15 protein-coding genes and 1 pseudogene are annotated in these 18219 nt (G+C 45.5%); 3 read left to right on the forward strand and 13 right to left on the reverse strand.

The window, feature by feature from the left end; genetic code table 11:
* Nucleotides 1–15 precede the first annotated feature (15 nt).
* From G475_RS0118700 to G475_RS0118750, 10 genes are all read right to left on the reverse strand, one after another.
* Nucleotides 16–546 (reverse strand): M15 family metallopeptidase, encoded by a 531-nt coding sequence (locus tag G475_RS0118700; protein ID WP_026702575.1) that lies wholly within the window; start codon nucleotides 544–546, stop codon nucleotides 16–18.
* 434 nt (nucleotides 547–980) lie between these two features.
* Nucleotides 981–1658: a TetR/AcrR family transcriptional regulator gene (locus G475_RS0118705; RefSeq protein WP_026702576.1), complete on the reverse strand. Its 678-nt coding sequence runs from the start codon at nucleotides 1656–1658 to the stop codon at nucleotides 981–983.
* Between the two features lie 51 nt (nucleotides 1659–1709).
* Entirely contained in the window at nucleotides 1710–3221 is a 1512-nt protein-coding gene (locus G475_RS0118710) for a BCCT family transporter (RefSeq protein ID WP_026702577.1), read from the reverse strand.
* A 9-nt stretch (nucleotides 3222–3230) separates the two neighbouring features.
* Nucleotides 3231–4388, reverse strand: coding sequence for a M24 family metallopeptidase (locus tag G475_RS0118715; RefSeq protein WP_035711911.1), 1158 nt, complete (start codon nucleotides 4386–4388; stop codon nucleotides 3231–3233).
* Between the two features lie 214 nt (nucleotides 4389–4602).
* Nucleotides 4603–5151: a GbsR/MarR family transcriptional regulator gene (locus tag G475_RS0118720; protein ID WP_035711914.1), complete on the reverse strand. Its 549-nt coding sequence runs from the start codon at nucleotides 5149–5151 to the stop codon at nucleotides 4603–4605.
* A gap of 91 nt (nucleotides 5152–5242) precedes the next feature.
* Complete coding sequence (locus tag G475_RS0118725; RefSeq protein ID WP_026702580.1) at nucleotides 5243–7300, reverse strand: sensor histidine kinase; 2058 nt, start codon at nucleotides 7298–7300, stop codon at nucleotides 5243–5245.
* Nucleotides 7301–7890: 590 nt separating this feature from the next.
* Entirely contained in the window at nucleotides 7891–8787 is an 897-nt protein-coding gene (locus tag G475_RS0118735) for an ABC transporter substrate-binding protein (RefSeq protein WP_026702581.1), read from the reverse strand.
* Nucleotides 8788–8813: 26 nt separating this feature from the next.
* Nucleotides 8814–9563, reverse strand: a complete 750-nt coding sequence (locus G475_RS0118740; protein WP_233275816.1) for an ABC transporter permease — start codon at nucleotides 9561–9563, stop codon at nucleotides 8814–8816.
* Between the two features lie 18 nt (nucleotides 9564–9581).
* The gene (locus G475_RS0118745; RefSeq protein WP_026702583.1) at nucleotides 9582–10559 is read right to left on the reverse strand and encodes an ABC transporter ATP-binding protein; all 978 of its coding nucleotides are present in this window, start codon (nucleotides 10557–10559) and stop codon (nucleotides 9582–9584) included.
* A 14-nt stretch (nucleotides 10560–10573) separates the two neighbouring features.
* Nucleotides 10574–11206: an ABC transporter permease gene (locus tag G475_RS0118750; RefSeq protein ID WP_035711929.1), complete on the reverse strand. Its 633-nt coding sequence runs from the start codon at nucleotides 11204–11206 to the stop codon at nucleotides 10574–10576.
* Nucleotides 11207–11650: 444 nt separating this feature from the next.
* On the opposite strand from G475_RS0118750, the gene G475_RS0118755 reads away from it, so the two are divergent.
* Nucleotides 11651–14185: a rhamnogalacturonan lyase gene (locus G475_RS0118755; protein ID WP_026702585.1), complete on the forward strand. Its 2535-nt coding sequence runs from the start codon at nucleotides 11651–11653 to the stop codon at nucleotides 14183–14185.
* 70 nt (nucleotides 14186–14255) lie between these two features.
* Here G475_RS0118755 and G475_RS0118760 read toward each other — a convergent pair whose 3' ends face one another.
* Entirely contained in the window at nucleotides 14256–15746 is a 1491-nt protein-coding gene (locus G475_RS0118760; RefSeq protein ID WP_035711916.1) for an MDR family MFS transporter, read from the reverse strand.
* Nucleotides 15743–16621, reverse strand: coding sequence for a TetR/AcrR family transcriptional regulator (locus tag G475_RS0118765; RefSeq protein WP_026702587.1), 879 nt, complete (start codon nucleotides 16619–16621; stop codon nucleotides 15743–15745). The genes G475_RS0118760 and G475_RS0118765 overlap by 4 nt, the downstream gene beginning before the upstream one ends.
* 202 nt (nucleotides 16622–16823) lie before the next feature.
* Between G475_RS0118765 and G475_RS26490 the strand changes: the two genes are divergently transcribed.
* Entirely contained in the window at nucleotides 16824–17159 is a 336-nt protein-coding gene (locus tag G475_RS26490) for an ArsR/SmtB family transcription factor (protein WP_051302705.1), read from the forward strand.
* 56 nt (nucleotides 17160–17215) lie between these two features.
* Nucleotides 17216–17842 carry a LysE family transporter gene (locus tag G475_RS0118775; protein ID WP_026702588.1) on the forward strand — a complete coding sequence of 209 codons (627 nt, stop codon included), beginning with the start codon at nucleotides 17216–17218 and terminating at the stop codon, nucleotides 17840–17842.
* A 186-nt stretch (nucleotides 17843–18028) separates the two neighbouring features.
* Here the strand turns inward: G475_RS0118775 and G475_RS27585 are convergent.
* Nucleotides 18029–18219 (reverse strand): annotated as a pseudogene (locus G475_RS27585) (IS256 family transposase); the annotation flags it as partial.

The following is an 18219-nucleotide window of genomic DNA, read 5'->3' on the forward strand; positions in this document are numbered from 1 at the left end:
GAGAACGTAAACCAGTTACGGAGAAGTGTTCCGTTGAAGTTCTGCGATGGGGACTCCCGGATCCCACTGCAAATGAGAATAATCCTGGAACCTTTCCCAGTCACCTCCCCATTCAAATCCAATCGCTTTGGCAATATCTGCTGCTTCCTGCCAGTCCGGGGTTCCATTGTCGTTGCCGTCATACTCAGTATTCCACGTTATTTCGCCATTGTCTTTTTTTATGGCAAAATCAACCGCCAGTCCGTAATTATGATAGGATTCGCCGCCTTTGACATGGGTTACGATGTTCCCGGCTTCGCTTCGTCCCTGGGCATAAAGATCATTCTGGCGTTCCACGGAACGATAGCCTGCCGTAATGACAACATGAATCCCCTGTTCTTTCGTCTGCTCTATAAATTCTTGTTTCATTTCCTCTACCTCGGGGTGCAGGCTTGTCCTTTCCGCCATTTTTTCTATTTGCTCTTCCTGTTCTTTCTGCCAAAATAGAAATAGAATAATAGAAAACGCAGCTAATAAGGTGGCATCCCAACCTGTATGAAGTTTCATGGTTATAGATTCCCTTCTCCTGATGTTACCGGCAAAGGTATAGGATTCAGGCGGGGATGTCAATGGAAAAGCCTGAACGCTGCCCGCGGACATTCCAAAAAGTCAGCTTGCCAGCTGCACTGCAGGCAGAAATCATCTCGCTATGATAAAACCGGATTTTATAGGAGGAGCAGCCTGCGGACATCTGTTCCGCTAAATGCGAAAATCAGAGGCCCCCGGCCGTTTTTTCGGACATTTGTTCCGCTAATCGGGGGCTGAACGGCTTTTTTTACACGGAAATGGAGAAATAACGTACCAAATGTCCGTTTGCCCCTTCCAAATGGGCAAAATCGACAAAATAACGGAATAAAAGTCCGCTTCTGGCACACGGCATTTTGAATCCAGCTTCTCACGACTCCCCCGCTGTGCCTTAGCTCCGCGGTCGTGTGCCCCCATTATTGCTGCATTTTTCCCGCTTCCATGGCCTGGGTCGTTACATGAACGACATAAGACATCGTTCGTTCTTCTGCCTCTTCTGGTGTCACATGCCTGCGGTTGTTTAATAAGGTGGTCATCATCCCCCGCCAGATCATTAGTGTCACATCGGCGATCATGTTTACATTTTCGGAGGACAGCAGCCCTTCTTCGACCGCTCCCTGCAAATAGAGATTGCTTCTTTTTTCCAGGTTATGCTCCATAATAAACGGTACAATTTCTTCAGGAACTCCGACCAATTCACTGCTGAACTGCTCGTAATACTCCTGCAGCAGTTCACTCGGTACCGCTCCCAGGTTATTAATAAACACAGCGGCGAAGGTATGAGGATTTTGAAAGGAGTGTTTCGCAAAACAGCGCCAGGCGTGAAGCCACGTTTCCACGGTATTGTTCCCCTTTTTCATATAGGAAGGAAGTTCCTGAACATATCCCTGTGTAAATCTTATTGAAGCAAAAAATATCAAATGGGATAGTTCCCCAAAGTAATTGTAGGCGGTGGAACTGGTAAAACCTGCCCGTTCTGCTACTTTGCGTATCGTTACCTGTTCCATGCCTTCTTCTTCTATTAATGCAGCGGTTGCGTCAATAAAATAGTGCCACATGCGGCTGCGTTGAATTTCTTTTCTTGTATTGGACATCGGCTTCCCTACTTTCTGTCCTCCCTGTTCCTTCCATTATATCGAAAAGAATTACTCTTTTACAGGCTCCTCCCTTTCCCTCAGCCATTTAATTAAAGAAACAGCTAGAAGAATGTACATGATTAATACAGGGACAGACACGAGGACAGAAGAAGTCTGTACTACGTTGAGACCTCCTACTATAGTAAGAGAAATAGCGAGAGCTGAGAGTACAACTCCCCACAATAGACGTTGCCAGCGTGCTGGTTCTTCCCCTTTTTGCAGGTCCGTCGTGGCAATCCCTGCAATAATATAGGTAGCAGAGTCAAGAGAAGTCGCCAAAAAGACAAAGCCCAGCACCGTGAAAAAGATCATCACAACCGTTGACAGCGGAAGAGACTTTAACACTTCGACAATGACCTGTGGTTCACTTTCTGCGAGCACCGAAGTCAGAGCACCACTATTGGAGAGCTCAAAATCAATCGCATACCCGCCGAAGACGGCAAAATATAAAAAGCTTCCCAGGGACCCCCACAGCAGTATATTCGTCACCATTTCACGGATGGTCCGGCCTTTTGATATCCGGGCGACAAACAGGCCTATAAATGGAGCCGTTGCCGCAAACCAGGCCCAGTAAAATACAGTCCACGCCTGCGGAAAGCCGCCTTCATTAATAGGATCTGTATATAAGCTCATCCGCATGAAATTATTTAGCATTAAACCAAGACTGTCTGTAAAATAAGTTAAAATAAATAACGTCGGCCCCGTGATCAGCACAAATACTGCAAGAACAAGGGCGATATAAATATTCCAATCACTGAGTTTACGGATCCCTTTATACAACCCTAAATAGGCACTGGAGCTGAAAATTATGGTCCAAATAACAATAATGACAATACTAAGCGGAAGCGTAGGTTCGATTCCGAGCAGTTCTGCACTGACATTGGCCACCATCGGAACGCCCAGACCAAGAGAAGTAGACAATCCCCCTATCATGCTCCAGATGACAAGGATATCAATCACTTTCCCGTGCCAGCCGTCCGCATATTTCCCAAGAATTCCCCGGCATGCTGCGCTGATTTTTAACGAGGGATCCTTTCTCACGAAAAATGAATAAGCAATCACTACAGCAGGCAGGGCATATAACGCCCACGCTGATATGCCCCAGTGGAACAACCCATAGGCCACTGCCCATTCGGCTGCTTCTGCGCTTTCTCCCTCGATGCCAAAGGGAGGTCCGGTATAGTAATAGAGCGGTTCTACGATTGACCAGAACATAATACTGGTCCCCATGCTGGCACAAAAGAGCATGCCTCCCCAGCTGAACCTTGAAAATTCCGGTTTATCCTCTGGATCACCCATCTTCACCCTGGCAAACCTGCCGAAGACGAGCCATAACAAAAGGATAAACAATCCCATCGTTAAAAACTCAAAAGCCCAGTCCAGACGAAATGTTAAATCTGTTAAGATTCCAGTCAGCACCGGTTCTGCGCTGCTTTGAAAAATAACTAACGTTATAGTTATCGCTATCGTAAGTATCATAGCCGGCCAAAAAATAGAATGATCCATTTTACTATGTTTCATAATACCTCCTTATTCTTCTATCAGCATGTCTTCATACGAACGTGGATAGTGGGTAATACTTCTGGAACCATCGGCTGTAACAATAACTGTATCGGAATGGCGGAAGCCTCCGACACCCGGCACATAAATTCCGGGTTCTATCGTATATACCATCCCTTCTTCGAGTACCAGTTCATTATCAAACCGCAGATACGGTTCTTCATGTTCTGACAGCCCCAGGCCGTGGCCGATCCGATGGTCGATATATTCTTCGTAACCTGCTTCCTTGATTACCTGATATGCGGCGAGGTCCACGTCACATGCCCTTACCCCGGGTTTGACAGCCTCCATTCCCGCCTTTTGGGCGTCAATCGCAAGTTTTAACAATGTCTTCTGTTCTTCGGTTGCTTTCCCTTTAAATAAAAACGTTCGTTCATTTTCTGCACGGTACCCGTTAATCCAGACCTGGCGGCTGTGTACCACCGGATCTCCGCTCTCAAAAGTGCGGGTGCTGGAATAAAGATGCGGCATGGCGCTGCGCCTCACCCCGGAGCATGTCCAATTCTCGTACCCCACGACTACTTCCGGATATGCTTCGGAGGCAGCCTTCAGTAAAGCCTGATCCCCGTATGAATCAAATTCCAGCTCGCTCATTCCAAGGCTCAAATGCTGAAAGGACGCTTCAAGAGCAACATCAGATAACCGTCCTGCTTCCTCCAGCCACTTTATCTCTTCTTCCTCTTTTATGCTGCGGAGTTCTATCAGATCTCTGCCGATATCGACCGCTTCGTACCCTTGTTTACGTATATTTTGATAGACATAGGCCGGCAGGATCTCACATTCCACCCCTACTTTTGTGCCAGCCGGCAGTTCCCGGAGCAGACGCATAAATGGCGTTAAGAAAGAAGTATCATTCGTGCCCCTGTTGTATCTTTCATGGTATACATGAAAATGCGTAGTATGGGCGTTTTCCTCTGCGTGCAGATCTTCAAGCTCCGGGATGATATAGGCGGTGGTTTCTGGATAAATCCAGTAAACAATCGGCCGGGAATACGATATCGCCTTAAATCCGCTCAAATAGTATTGATTATCCGGATCCCACAGTACCACAGCCTCTATTTGTTTTTCTTCCATCCGTTTTCGAAAGGCCTTCAGACGCGTGTTGATATTCTCTGTTGGAATACTCATACTTTCCCTCCATTAACTTGATAATTTTATGAACACGTTCATATAAAAATCATGATAACAGTAATCAGGCAGAAAATACAACTATTTTTCAGAAAATTTAGCGTATTTAAGAGATAAACTGGGATAAGAGGTGTTATTTTCTGCACGATGCACTCAACACCGTTTCATCACCATAAAAGAAGCGTGAGTCCTAATAAAAAGACTCACGCTTCTTTTATTTTTTGTTTGGATGTTTTGGAACATGCTCAAAAATTTCGCCGCTTTCAAAAAACTCAATTAAACGTTGAATCCAGTCATAATAATCGATCCATTCATAAATCTCTTCAAGCAGGGCATTTAATTCTACTTCCGTTTGTTCATCTACTTCTTCATTGACCCGGAGCTTTTCCAATCTGGATTTCAGTGTCTGCTCAAAGTGGCGGCTTTTGTGAATCGCCTTTCTCCAGTTAGAGGTGAAAAGCGAAATAAAGGTCTGATAGTAGTCCTGTTCCACCTGGTACAAGTCTTTCCGTACGCCGGCCTGGAAAACCCGCTCCGCTATATTTAGATCCATCATATCCCGGACCACCTGGCTCATCCGGGTTTTGCTCATGCCGGTATGTTCTGAAAGTTGATCAAGTGTCATTGGCTCTCCATTCATATATATAATGCCAAGCACTCTTCCTACCGTTGTGGAAACCCCAAAAGAATGCATATTATCTGCAATTTTTTCGATAAATTGACGCCGTACTTGTTCCATTTCTTCTGATCGCTTGTCCGCCATTGGCAATCCTCCCGTTCGAACTCTCTTTCAAAACTTTACCATAGGACAGCCGCAAAACCAAATGCATGCAGAACAGGATCATATTTGTTTATTAAGGCAGGGAATCGGTCCTGGGAAGGAGGAAATAAAAGGTACTGCCTTCGCCTTCTGTACTATTCACTCTCATCTTTCCCTCGTGGGCACGGACTATTTCAGTGGATATGGCCAGTCCGAGTCCCACTCCTTCCTCTGCCTTTTCCTTTACTGCATTCCCTTTAAAAAAACGTTCAAACACATTGGGAAGTTCTTCTTCCTTAATACCTGCTCCATCGTCTTGCACAGCAATGGAAATCCAGGACTTGCCGCTGTCGTCCTTTTCTTCCACGACCAGCGTAATGTTTCCTCCTGCTTCTGTAAATTTTTTTGCATTAAACAAGAGGTTGGATACCACCTGTTCGATACGAATGGGATCAATAGAAACGGCATATCCAGCATCAGAAACCGGAAGACGATCCTCAAATCTAAATGTAATATGCTTCCGTTCTATTTCCTCTTTATACACCAAATATAATTCATGGGTGAATTCACGTATATCTTTTTCCGTAAAATGATATTGTATTCCGTCCGATTCTAATTTCGCCAACTCTCTCAGATCGTCGATAATCTGCTTTAAAAAAAGTGTTTTGTCATAGACAAGCTGAAAATACTTAGGCTGATTCCGATCAACGACTCCATCCAGCATCCCCTTCATATATCCTTGAATAGAAGTCAACGGGGTGTTCAGTTCATGGGAAATGTTGGACATTAGCTCCCGTCTGGCTTTATACGATTGTTCCAGGTCTTTATTCGCCTCGGATAATTTCTTCGTTCGTTTTTTTACTTTTTCCTCTAATGTCTGGTTCACCTTTTCAAGCCGTTCAGACAATTGCTCGGAATCATTCAGAGCTTTGGTAAATACATTAGATAAAATAAACGATTGGGCGAATAAATAAAAAAACATGCCTATCGAGACCGTTTCGCCTGTATTTACCACATGATTATAATGAAGCACATCATTAACCACAAAAGCGAGCAGAATTGTCATTGCGGCTACATGAGCGCGGGCGCCTCTTCGCTGGTTCCGCATGGCAGTAATAAGCACATAAATAAGATAGCTGATGGCCAATACAGAACTGCCCTGCAGTACAAGCATCCCTTCGGTGTAAACTCTGGCCGGTGTTACCAAAATAAAGAGAAAAATCATGGCAAATAGAAATAAAAACCCATTTCTGATCCGTCTGTCCGAATCCTCTTTATATTGGGCGTGGATGAATAAAAGAAAAAAAGTAATCGCTGCGCAGGCGCTCCAGTATTCTATTTTCAGCCCCAGTTCCCAAGGGACAGCCGGGAAGAAACGCTGAATCAATACTTCTCCCAAAAACAGGGTACGCATAGCCACCGCAAGACAAATTCCGCTGAAATAAAGCGGGGAGCGCTCTTTTGGACGAAGCAGAAATATCCCGATGTGATAGAGTGCCATCACGAGCAGGCTGACAACAAGAAATACCTCGGCGGCTACATTTTTATCTCTCATCTTCTGAATTCCGTCGGCACTTCCTATATAAAAGGAGTCCCACCAACCTGATTTCCTTTGGTAATATTCCGATACATGAAGGACAAGATCAACGGCCTCCTCTTCCGGTTCAAAATAGACCATCCGGGGATGATGATCGGGTTCCATTACTTCCCTGGCGGTTCCCGGGCTGCCATTTTCGGCTATGATTTTTTCATCTGCCCATAACGTATAAGCCGTTGCCACCTCTGGAATGTACAATCCCGCTACGCTTTCTTTTATTGTTTCGGGAAGGAGCAGCTGCAGATGGTACGTTGCGTAGCCCTCATTGGGCAGAGGTTTCCCGACGGCTATTTTTTCATCCCAGCTTCCCGGCGTGTTCACATAAACAGAGGAAGACGACGCTGCTGGAAAGGAAGACGGCTCTATAAACTGCTTCCAGTAAAATTCCCATTCTCCGTCGAGCGTATATACCTGCTCCTCTTCAAAATCATGATTATGCAGCTGAAGCACGCCCTCCGCAGCTTTCCCCTGCTCTGCAGCAGTCCCGCCGCCGCAGCCAGACAGTCCCCCCAAACAAAAAAAGATGAGGAAAAACAAATAGATGATTTTTTTCATCCGATATCCGCCCCATTAAAAAATAAAAATGTTACGTCTATGTATCATGGCGTGGACCTTCGTTCTTATATAGGAGCAGTATATCATACAAACGACCTATACTGGTCTGTTTTTTTAGTATCGGTCCAGCACCTTTTATGGACTACTAATAAAAATGAGGGGGAGGAGACCCGTTCCGGAGAAGCTGACTGCTTTGCAGCACATACGCTGCAGACAGATCCGCTGGTTCCGTTTAATAAACAGTCCGTACAGAATAGCCACCCGGTGTACCGAGTTGGCGGGAGACATGCGGGGAAAGTGGAGGACAGCAGCGCAGAATTATCTTGTTCTAGTGGCCGCCATTGTGGGAGGGAGGACACTACGCTTTCCTTTTTTGCTTTGGGTGACCGCCAAAAGCATTTGGAAGCCGGTACTACTTCTTCCTTCTTTCCTATTGGGGGCAAAACTAAGGTTGAGAGGACTAAATCCTTCAAACCGTTGCTTCGTGTCCTCCACCAATGCCGCCGGCCCGGGGGCCTTTGGTTATCCAGGGGTAGGAAAATCTAAAATGAAAGAAAGGCTGCCTTTTTAAGGACAGCCCTTCTTTCGTTTTATTCAATAAATCCATTTTCCTGTAAAAAGTCTTGAGCGACATCTGCTACATTCTCTTCTTCAATGTCCACCCGATAGTTTAATTCACGCATCGTTTCGTCGTCCAGCTCCTCAGCCAACGGCTGCAGAATTTCTTCAATTTCCGGGTATTCATCATATGTTTCCTGCGTCATGGAGACTGCCGCATTGTAAGACGGGAAGAATTGCTGATCGTCTTCCAGACTGATTAAATCATATTCATCAATTTGCGGATCCGTGGCAAACCCTACAGAAGCCTGCACTTCATCATTATTTAAGGCTTCGTACGTAAGCCCGATGGTCATCTCTTCTTTATTCTCGGAACCAAATTCAAATCCGTAGGTTTCTTCGACTCCGGGAAGTCCATCAGGACGATTGCCAAATTCAGCATCTGTAGCAATCGTGATCTCTCCCGGATTCTCATTCACATAGTCCGCTAAATCACTAAGTGAAGCTATTCCCAGTTCCTGTGCCTGCTCTTCTCTCATGACCACGGTATACGTATTGTTGATGTCCGAAAGATTCGACCAGACGAGATCATTTTCTTCTGCGTCAATTTCTTGCACCTTTTCGTATGCTTCTTCAGGGCTTGCCGCGGGTTCTTCCTCCATGTAGGTAATTAACGCTGTTCCTGTGTAGTCCCAGGACAAATCTACCTGTCGATTCACGAGGGCCTCTCTTAACGCGGTACTGCCCATGTTATTATTTTCTTCTACTTCAAAGTCATTGGCCTCGAGCATCTGGACGGTCATTTGGGAAAGAAGAAACTGTTCCGTGAAATTTTTCGCTCCAACGGTTACCGATTTTCCTCCCCCTCCGCAGGCCGCCATAGCTGCTGATAAAACAATGGTTAATAAGAGCAGAGTCACTTTTTTCATTTTTATAAATTCCCCCTATTTTCTATTTAATTTTGTCTGCTTGCCTCCTGGGCCAGCTGAAGTCCTTTTGGTACAAGTATTCTTTGCAGGGCACGGAATAGAAAATCCACAAGGACGGCCAGCAATGTAACTGGAATAGCACCGGAAAGCAGATACGTATTATCAAACAGCTGTATCCCGGTGAAAATCCATACACCAAATCCGCCGCCCCCGATTAAATACGCCAATGCCGCGGTGCCTATGTTAATAATAATCGCTGTCCGAATTCCGGCAAGTATAGATGCCGCAGCGTTCGGAAGCTCTATTTTGAATAAAATTTGAGCTGGAGTGAATCCCATCCCCCTCGCAGAATCTATAACCCCCCGATTCACCGAATCAATACCGGCAATTGTATTCTGCAGGATAGGAAGCAGCGAGTAGATATAAAGGGCGACGATGGCAGCCTGAAGTCCAATTCCAAGGAACCCCATCGCGATGGCCAGCACCGCGATGCTAGGAATCGTCTGGCCCAGATTTGCAACATTGACCGCCAGCCACTCGGACTTCCGCAGGCTTTTGCGGGTTACAATAATACCAAGCGGGACCGACGTAAGGATGGCAAGTCCTGCCGATACACCGACAAGTGTTAAATGCTGGGATAACAAATCAAAAAATTGATCGGGCTGTTCTGTTATGCGGTAGAACATATTATTGGCAAACGCCCAAATAAAAAATACCAGAACAGCAAGATAGCTGATAACCTTCACGGTGAGAGCAATGGCTTTGTTTATCCCCAAAGCAGGCACCTCCTTTCGTCAGCTGGATTTTTGACGGAGCTCAAGCTGTAGAAATTTTTCAATTAATTCAAGGGTGACGCTCCCTTTTTCTTTTCCGCTGTCATCCGTTATTACAATATTGTCTGCCTCTTGATTCAGAAGCATGGAAATGGCATTCCGAAGAGAGGTGTTTTCCTCAATCGTCTTGGTTTCTTTTCCATTCCTCTTAACTGGAGCTAAGTCAACTTCCTTTTCAAGATCTTTAATATCATACAGGCTCATGCTTTTCAGAACACGATCCTGCCCCACGAACTCCGAAACAAAGTCGTTTTTTGGTTTATTCAGCAAGATAGCCGGTTTATCATACTGCATGACCCGTCCTTCTCGTAATAATGCTATCTTATCGCCCATCTTCACGGCTTCATCGATATCATGACTGACAAACAATATCGTCTTCTTTAACTCTTTTTGAATTTGGAGAAACTCTTCCTGCAGCTTATTTCGAATAATCGGATCCAGTGCTCCAAACGGCTCGTCCATTAACATCAGCGGAGGATCAGCCGCGAGCGCCCGGGCCACACCAATACGCTGCTGCTGTCCGCCGGACAATTCGTGAGGATATCTTTTTTTAAATTCATCCGGATTCAATCCAATTAAATCCATCAAGTAGTTATAACGATCGGTTTTTCTTTTTCTATCCCATCCTAATAAATTAGGTACCACTACGACATTATCTTCAATGGTCATATTGGGGAACAACCCATTACTTTGGATGACATAACCAATATTTCGGCGCATCTCTATTGTTTTCATATCCCCTACATTTTTACCGTCTATCAAAATGCTTCCTCCGGTTATTGTTTCCAGCTGATTCACCATGCGGAGAAGTGTCGTCTTTCCGCAGCCGGAAGGACCGATGAGGATCACTATATTTCCATCCTCCACTTCCAGGGACACGTCATCGATGGCTTTCACACCCTGTTCGTATTCCTTTGTCACGTCCTCAAACGTTATCATCTTTCTTTTTCACCTCAATTTCGGATACCTTTAGGAGTGATTTTGTTTTGTATCGCCCTTAAAATAAAGTCTGCTATGATAGCAAGAATGGATACAGAAACGGCTCCCGCCAAAACTAAATTATTATTGTTCCTGCTGATTCCCTGGTCTATTAAAACACCAAGGCCGCCGGAACCAATAAAAGCTGCGATTGCTCCGATGCCTATATTTAATACGGTGGCTGTACGAACTCCGGCCATTATCAATGGAAGGCCATTTGGAATTTCCACCCGGAGAAGCCGCTGATATGTCGTCATTCCAATGCCTTTTGCAGCATCTCTGATATTAGGATCAATATTCTTAATGGCTACATACGTATTTCGAACGATTGGAAGCTGCGAATAAAGAATTAACGCTATCACCGCGGGCAAAAAACCGATCCCCTGATTAATGATAGAAAGCACGGGGATCATAATACCAAATAACGCAATACTTGGAATTGTCATAATAATGGAGGTTATCTGCAGAACCGTATCAGCCAGTGCTTCATTTGTCGTTAAGTAAATTCCAAGCGGAACACCGATTAAAACCGCTATTATAATCGCAGTTCCAACAAGCTGGATATGTTCAAACGTTAGGGATAACACTTCATCATAATTCCGGAACATATAATTCACAAACCCGCTAACAATCATGCCTACCCCTCTTTCCACTTCATATATCAAGCAAAAAACCTGTTTTGGCAAGGGTTCGCCATTGTAATACTGGTATTTATATTAGCAAACCCTTCCCTAATATTCAAATTTCGACAATGTTCTTTTAGTAAAATTAGCAATATTTATTACAAATGAAAGCGCTTCAATATGCTGATATCTCGTCTAAGCCCTTTTTCTCATACAATTTATGCTGAATCGACGACAAAACCATACTTTCGATACGGTAGGAAGTTTCCAATAATACGCAATCATTGATTTTCAAAAGATTTTTAACATTTATGCCCTTATCTATTGACTGCTGCTGTATTAATCTATAAGCGCGTACAACTTGTAAGCGCTTAAAAGGAGGTGCCGCGCGTTTACAGTAAGCCAGAGAATAATAGAAAGGGTGGAACGATGTCAAAAAAAGGTCGTGTGCTGTTCTCTTTTGTGTTGATTTTGTCTGTGATTGTTCCGGTTTCTGAAGGGAACGCGGAAGAACGGAAGCAGGAACCAACGCAGCCCGTTCAGCTTGAAAACCTGGACCGCGGCTTAATTGCTGCTTCAACGCCGGAAGGAAATTTCCTAAGCTGGAGATTATTGGCCGATGAAGTAACGGGACATACCGATAAGGGGTTAACCGGAACCACCTTCCACGTTTACCGGAATCATAACAAAATTGCAGAAGTAGAAGAAAGTACAAATTACCTGGATGAAAACGGAGGAGAAGAGTCCAACTATTATGTCAGAGCTGTTGAAGATGGGAAGGAAGGCGAAGCCAGTGATAAAGTCTCGCCATGGGAAGAAAATTACTATGATTTACCATTGCAAAAGCCAGAAGATGGGGTAACGCCAGCGGGAGAATCGTATACGTACCATGCCAATGATATGAGTGTAGGGGATGTTACCGGAGATGGGCAGTATGAATTCGTGGTTAAATGGGACCCCGATAACTCTAAAGATGTGTCCCAGAACGGGTATACCGGTAACACCTATTTGGACACGTATACGTATGAGGGGGAACTACTCTATCGAATAGACCTTGGTGTAAATATCCGCTCCGGTGCCCATTACACCCAATTTCTTGTCAGGGATTTCGACCACAGCGGCAAAGCCGAACTTATGTTCAAGACGGCCCCCGGCACAAAAGTTATAACGTACGATGAGAATGGGGAAGTTACTTCGGAGGAATACATTACAATGCCTGAAGAGGATAAAGAAGCCGGCTACAGCCACTCCGATGATTATCGAATGAGCAGTGACGACTACTACAATCACATCGTAGAGATGTTTATGGACTGGCATGAGCATGAAGAAGTAGTGAATGGCAGCTGGCCGGAAACCCTGGAAGAAAGTTTCGGCCTCGAGCCGCGTTACGATTATCCGCTCTCTAGAGAAGATGCAGAGAGCCTCGCAGATTACTTTATGGATGAATACGCTCCGGAACGCAGTGAGCGCAATACCCTCCGGGAGCTGGAAGGTTTTATTCTAAATGGTCCCGAATATCTCACAGTATTCAACGGGGAAACCGGCGAAGAGCTGGAGACCATTGATTATAAACCGGGACGGCATGATGACGGTTTAATGTGGGGGGATTACGCGATGAGCCGGATCGAACCCGGCAACCGGGTCGACCGTTTCCTGGCCGGCACCGCTTACCTTGATGGACAAAAGCCATATGCTGTTTTTGCCCGCGGCTATTACACAAGGTCCACCCTTGTTTCCTACAGCTGGGATGGGAATCATTTGGAGGAGCATTGGTATGTGGACAGCGGGTGGACCCCGATGGACAATCCATTTAACGACAGTCCGCACGGTACACCGGGAACCAACGAGGAATTCAGCTCTATCACAACGCAGGGGAATCATTCGTTCAGCACCGCGGATGTCGATGGGGACGGGGCTCATGAAATTATTTACGGGTCCGCAACCATTGATGATGACGGCTCGCTTCTTTACGGTTCCTTTGACACTCTTCCGGAAGAAAGCGCGGACCCCGGGGCAGAAGCACGGCTTGGCCACGGGGATGCCATGCACGTCACTGATATCGATCCGGACCGGGAGGGACAGGAAATTTTCACCGTCCATGAAGGCGGTACTTATGCTCCCTATGGATATTCCCTCCGAGATGCGGAAACCGGAGAAATCCTTTATGGAGAATATACCGGAGAAGACACAGGCCGCGGCATGATAGGAGATGTAGTTCCTGAACAGGAGGGTATGGAAACGTGGGCGGAAGGCTTATGGACCGCAGATGGAGAAAAAATCAGCGATGACATGCCCGGCACCAACATGAACATTAAATGGTCGGCTGACTTGACCACCCAGATTATTGATGGGGCGGTAGATGAAACTCCTGTCATTACCGATTGGAAGGAAGGCACTCTGCTCACAGCAGAAGGGACAAGAACCAATAATCATACAAAAGGCAATCCCGGATTGGTCGCTGATGTATTCGGAGACTGGCGCGAAGAGATGCTGGTCCGGACTGAAGACAGTTCTGCCATCCGCATGTATATGAATACGGAAGTGACAGATCACAAGCTCTACACACTCATGCACGATCCACAGTACAGATCCGGAATTTCCTGGCAGAACTCCGGGTATAACCAGCCTTCTTATCCAAGCTTCTATTTCGCTTCGGACATGGACTGGGAAGACGTTCCTGTTCCTGACATGAAACGTTCACCTTCCCTGGACCGCCTTCACGATACTCTCGAAGCATATATAGAAAACGGGGAGGTCACCGGGCCATTATCACACCAGCTTACCCATTCCCTCCGACAGGCGGCTCACCATCATGACAAAGATGCGATGAAACAAGCCCGTCACTTTATGGAGAAATTTTTAATGCATCTAGAACGGACCCATCAAGAGCGTCACCTATCCGAAGAAGCTGAAAAAGACTTAGAAAGACAGGGCGAACAAATTTTAGAAACATGGAAGAATTAAAAAAACCGGGGCTGTGCAGGCAGCCCCGGTTTTTTATGTTTAATATGGTGTGACTCGGTACTTGGGATAATCAGCTTGAAGCTGCCTGTTCTTCTTCCTGATAATTCGCCGCTTTTTCTTCTTTTCTCGGGCGGAGTAAGAAGGATAATAACAGGGCAACCAACGCTAGAATAGTGCTTCCCATAAAGGCCCATTGATATCCATTTAATTGGGCAAGAAGCATCGTTTCTGTTTCTGCTCCTCCCTCCGGCAAACCGTTGAGGGAGGCATCAGCACTGTACCGGGCCGCCCCGATACCTACAAACGTAACGAGCATGGCAGTACCAAGGGAAGCAGAAATCTGCTGCATCGTATTCATCATGGCCGAGCCGTGGGAATACCACTTGGCCGGCAGTTGATTTAAGGCTGATGTCACGACCGGCATCATCGCAAAGGACAGGCCGAACATACGAATCGCGTAAATCGTAGTCAGATAAAGAAACGATGTTTCCAGCGTAATGTTCGTAAATAAAAACGTCGTTACCGTAACAATTGAGAGACCGGAGATGGCCAGCCACTTTGCCCCGAATTTATCGAATAAGTGACCTGTAATCGGGGACATGATCCCAATCACAATCGCCCCGGGGAGAAGCATTAATCCAGACTCAAGCGGGGAGAATCCTATAACGTTCTGCATATATAATGGGAGCAGTGTCTCTGCCCCGATCATGGAAACAAGAACTGCCATCGTAATTAAAATGGAAATCGTAAATATTGGAAACTGAAAAATCCGGAATTCAAGCATCGGCACCCGTAGTTTTAACTGTCGACGTATGAAAAAGAACAGAATGATGATACCGCCGATAATGCTTATTAATACCGGACCGCTCCATCCTCCTTCCGCTACGGTACTAAATCCATACAATATCCCTCCAAAACCAAAGGACGATAGAATAATAGAGGGTATATCTATTTTAGGTTTTGTCAGCTTGGTTACATTCCGAATGCATAGAAATGCCAGGGTAATCGTGACTGCAACAATAGGAAGCACCGTGTAAAAGAGGGCTCTCCATTCAAAGTGTTCCAGCAGCCATCCCGACAGGGTGGGACCGATAGCCGGGGCAAAGGATATAACCACCCCTGCCAGCCCCATCGCAAGGCCCCGCCGTTCTACTGGTACGATGGCAAGCAGAACTGTCATCAAAAGCGGCAGCATGATCCCAGAACCTGCCGCCTGCACGATACGTGCTAATACAAGAACCGAAAAAGTCGGTGCCAGGGAGGCAATCAGGGTCCCTGTACCAAATAAACCAATGGCACTTAAAAATAACCCTCGTGTCGTGAACCTTTCAATTAAAAACGCCGAGATGGGAATCATAATACCGTTTGTTAACAGAAAGACAGTCGTTAACCATTGAACGGTACTCTCATCCAGCGCAAACACATCCATTATCGTAGGCAGTGCTGTGGCCAACAGGGTTTCGTTGATAATACCCATGAATGCCCCCGCCATCAACGCCGCAATCATAAGCCCCTTCTGCAATGGCGGAAGCTGCCATGAATCATTTGTTAAGGTGTTCATAGATGAGACGTCTCTCCTTTCCATTCCTTCCATATCTCTTTCACATTTTCTATTTTCTCTGATAAATAAGGGCTTCTTTGCAAATAACCGAGCAGCGCCTCCATTAAAAATTCACGAGGGAAGTCCTGCTGCAGCTCTTCCAACGCCATTTCAATGGTTTGTTTGTCCTTTTGTCTATTCGTATCAGAAGATTGGCTGTTCACCTCCGGCAGCAGCAGCTGGAGCTGTACCTTCATCCCTTCCCTGCCGGTAAAAGCGGATACCGAAGCATCTTTATCCGTTTGAAGAATCGGCTGAATCTGCCCGCTCCGCTGTACTAAAGCATGAAGCGTTTCAAATATAAAGCGTGCCAATTTTTCCAGGGGGAGCGGTTCATTCCTGCCCATCATCAGCATCAGGTATTCCTTCAGCACCCCTTCCAATACCGCAGTTAAATCTTGAATGATTGGATCAGCCGCTGGCCCGAAAGCTTCTTCTAACGATCGTTTATGCCAGCTTCTCAAAACTTCCTGAAATTCTTTAATTTTCTTATTCACTTCACTGTCTTCCGTCGACATAAACTCTGTGAACAAAATTTTAAAAAAGGACCGGTACTCCACTGATTTTTCCAGTTCCAGCCGTATTTTTGATATCAATTGTTCGTACGGGGACCTGTCTTTTCCGGTGTTATATAATTCCGCTTCTCCCAGGAGAGTGTTTTGATGCTTTTCCAGTAAAGCAAGCATCATACTTTCCTTGGAAGCGAAATGCTTATAAAAGGCGCCTTTTGAAATACCACACGCCTCCGTTATTTGTTGTATAGACGTAAAATGATAGCCTTTTTCAGAAAACAAATCAATAGCTATATCCATCATTTCCGCTTTCTTGTCCGTCACCAATTCACCCCGCTTTGACCAATCAGTCACAAAAAGTAATTAATGAGTCACAACGTATATCATAGACCTTCCCTTTTTCATCGTCAACCTATCTGCTTAACCTTTATAATTCCTTCATAAAAATTAAAAATCCAGCCTTTCAAATGCTCTACTTTTTTATCGAGCCTTGCATTTGAACAGTCGATGATGTAAAATTCGACATATGTCGAATTATAAAATTGAAATAAACGATATTGTGCCGTTCAGTGACATGTTTAAGGCTTTATCCAACCCTCATCGGCTTCAGATTTTTCTATATCTGGCTAACCATTGCTTTCCCGGAGAATTAAGTACAGAGGAGGAAATGCGTACAAGTGTCGGCGAACTGGGAGAGGGGCTTGGTATTGCGCCTTCTACGGTCTCCCATCATCTGAAAGAACTGCGTCAGGCCGGACTGATCCGGATGGAACGCAGCGGGAAAAATATTGAATGCTGGGTGGAGCCTGAAACGTTGGATCACCTTGTTCATTTTTTTCAACATGCGAAAGGGCAGAAATAAATTTTTTACCTTTCATTTCGAATATTTTCGAATAGTAGAATTGAGGAGGAGTATCTATGTGGAGTACTGTGATGAACGGAATCGTTCTTGGATTTGTGGCTTCTCCAACCTGTCCCAGTAATGGGGAAGAAATAAAACAAGGGACCCGCTGGGGCTTTTTATTTGCCCTTGCTGTCGGCTTGGGAGCTGTGGTTGGGGATGCCATTATTCTTATAGCAGTTCTGCTTGGCTTCATGCCATTGATTGAAGCTTATCCCGTGCTGCATTCTATCTTATGGCTGATGGGCGGACTTGTCCTCTTATATGTAAGCTGGGGGATTTTTACTGAAATCCGCCATGTCGAAGGGGTATCAGCGATGGCCAGTACTACGGAAACGGAGAAATCGTATTTTTGGAAGGCATTTGGAATTGGCACCGCCATTACCACCTTTAATCCGTTTACCATTGTATGGTGGATCGGCTTATTGTCTCCCATGCTGGCTGGTTCCAACAATATTTCTTTATTTTCTGCCGCTGTCCTGGCCGGCTCCCTGGCGTGGTTTGTCCTTTTGGCTCTGCTTCTGCATGCCGGAAGATCCTTTCTAAATAAAAAAATGCGGCAGCTGATCATAGGGACAAGCGGCTGCGTCGTATTCGGCTACAGTCTCTATTTTCTCTGGCAGTTTATTGTAAATTTGATTTAAAAGGATAGCGCTAGGTTCCAGGCGGAGACAGGCACGCCCCTTGCGGACATATATTCCGTTAATTGACAAAATTTGGGTCACGTCAATAATTTTGTGTAAGATGGCAGGGACCCTTTATGAACACTAGAATTATTTCTTTTATTCCTCCCACCTTCCCCTAGGGGAAGGTGGGAGGAATTTTTCATTTTAGCTCGTGGTTCCATATTTTTCCCAAAACTTTTGTTGAAGCTCTGCCTTCTTCTTCGCAAAGCCGTGAGCCGTTTGTTGTTTGTTCTCATTAAACCGAATGCATTGGAGATAAATCATTTTCTCCACCGCCCGTTCGGTAGGGAAGGTGACACTCTTTTTGCTTCGGCGTTTGATTTCCGACATGAAGC

The sequence above is a fragment of the Salibacterium aidingense DSM 18341 genome, assembly GCF_000429685.1.
Classification (GTDB): Bacteria; Bacillota; Bacilli; order Bacillales; family Marinococcaceae; genus Salibacterium; species Salibacterium aidingense.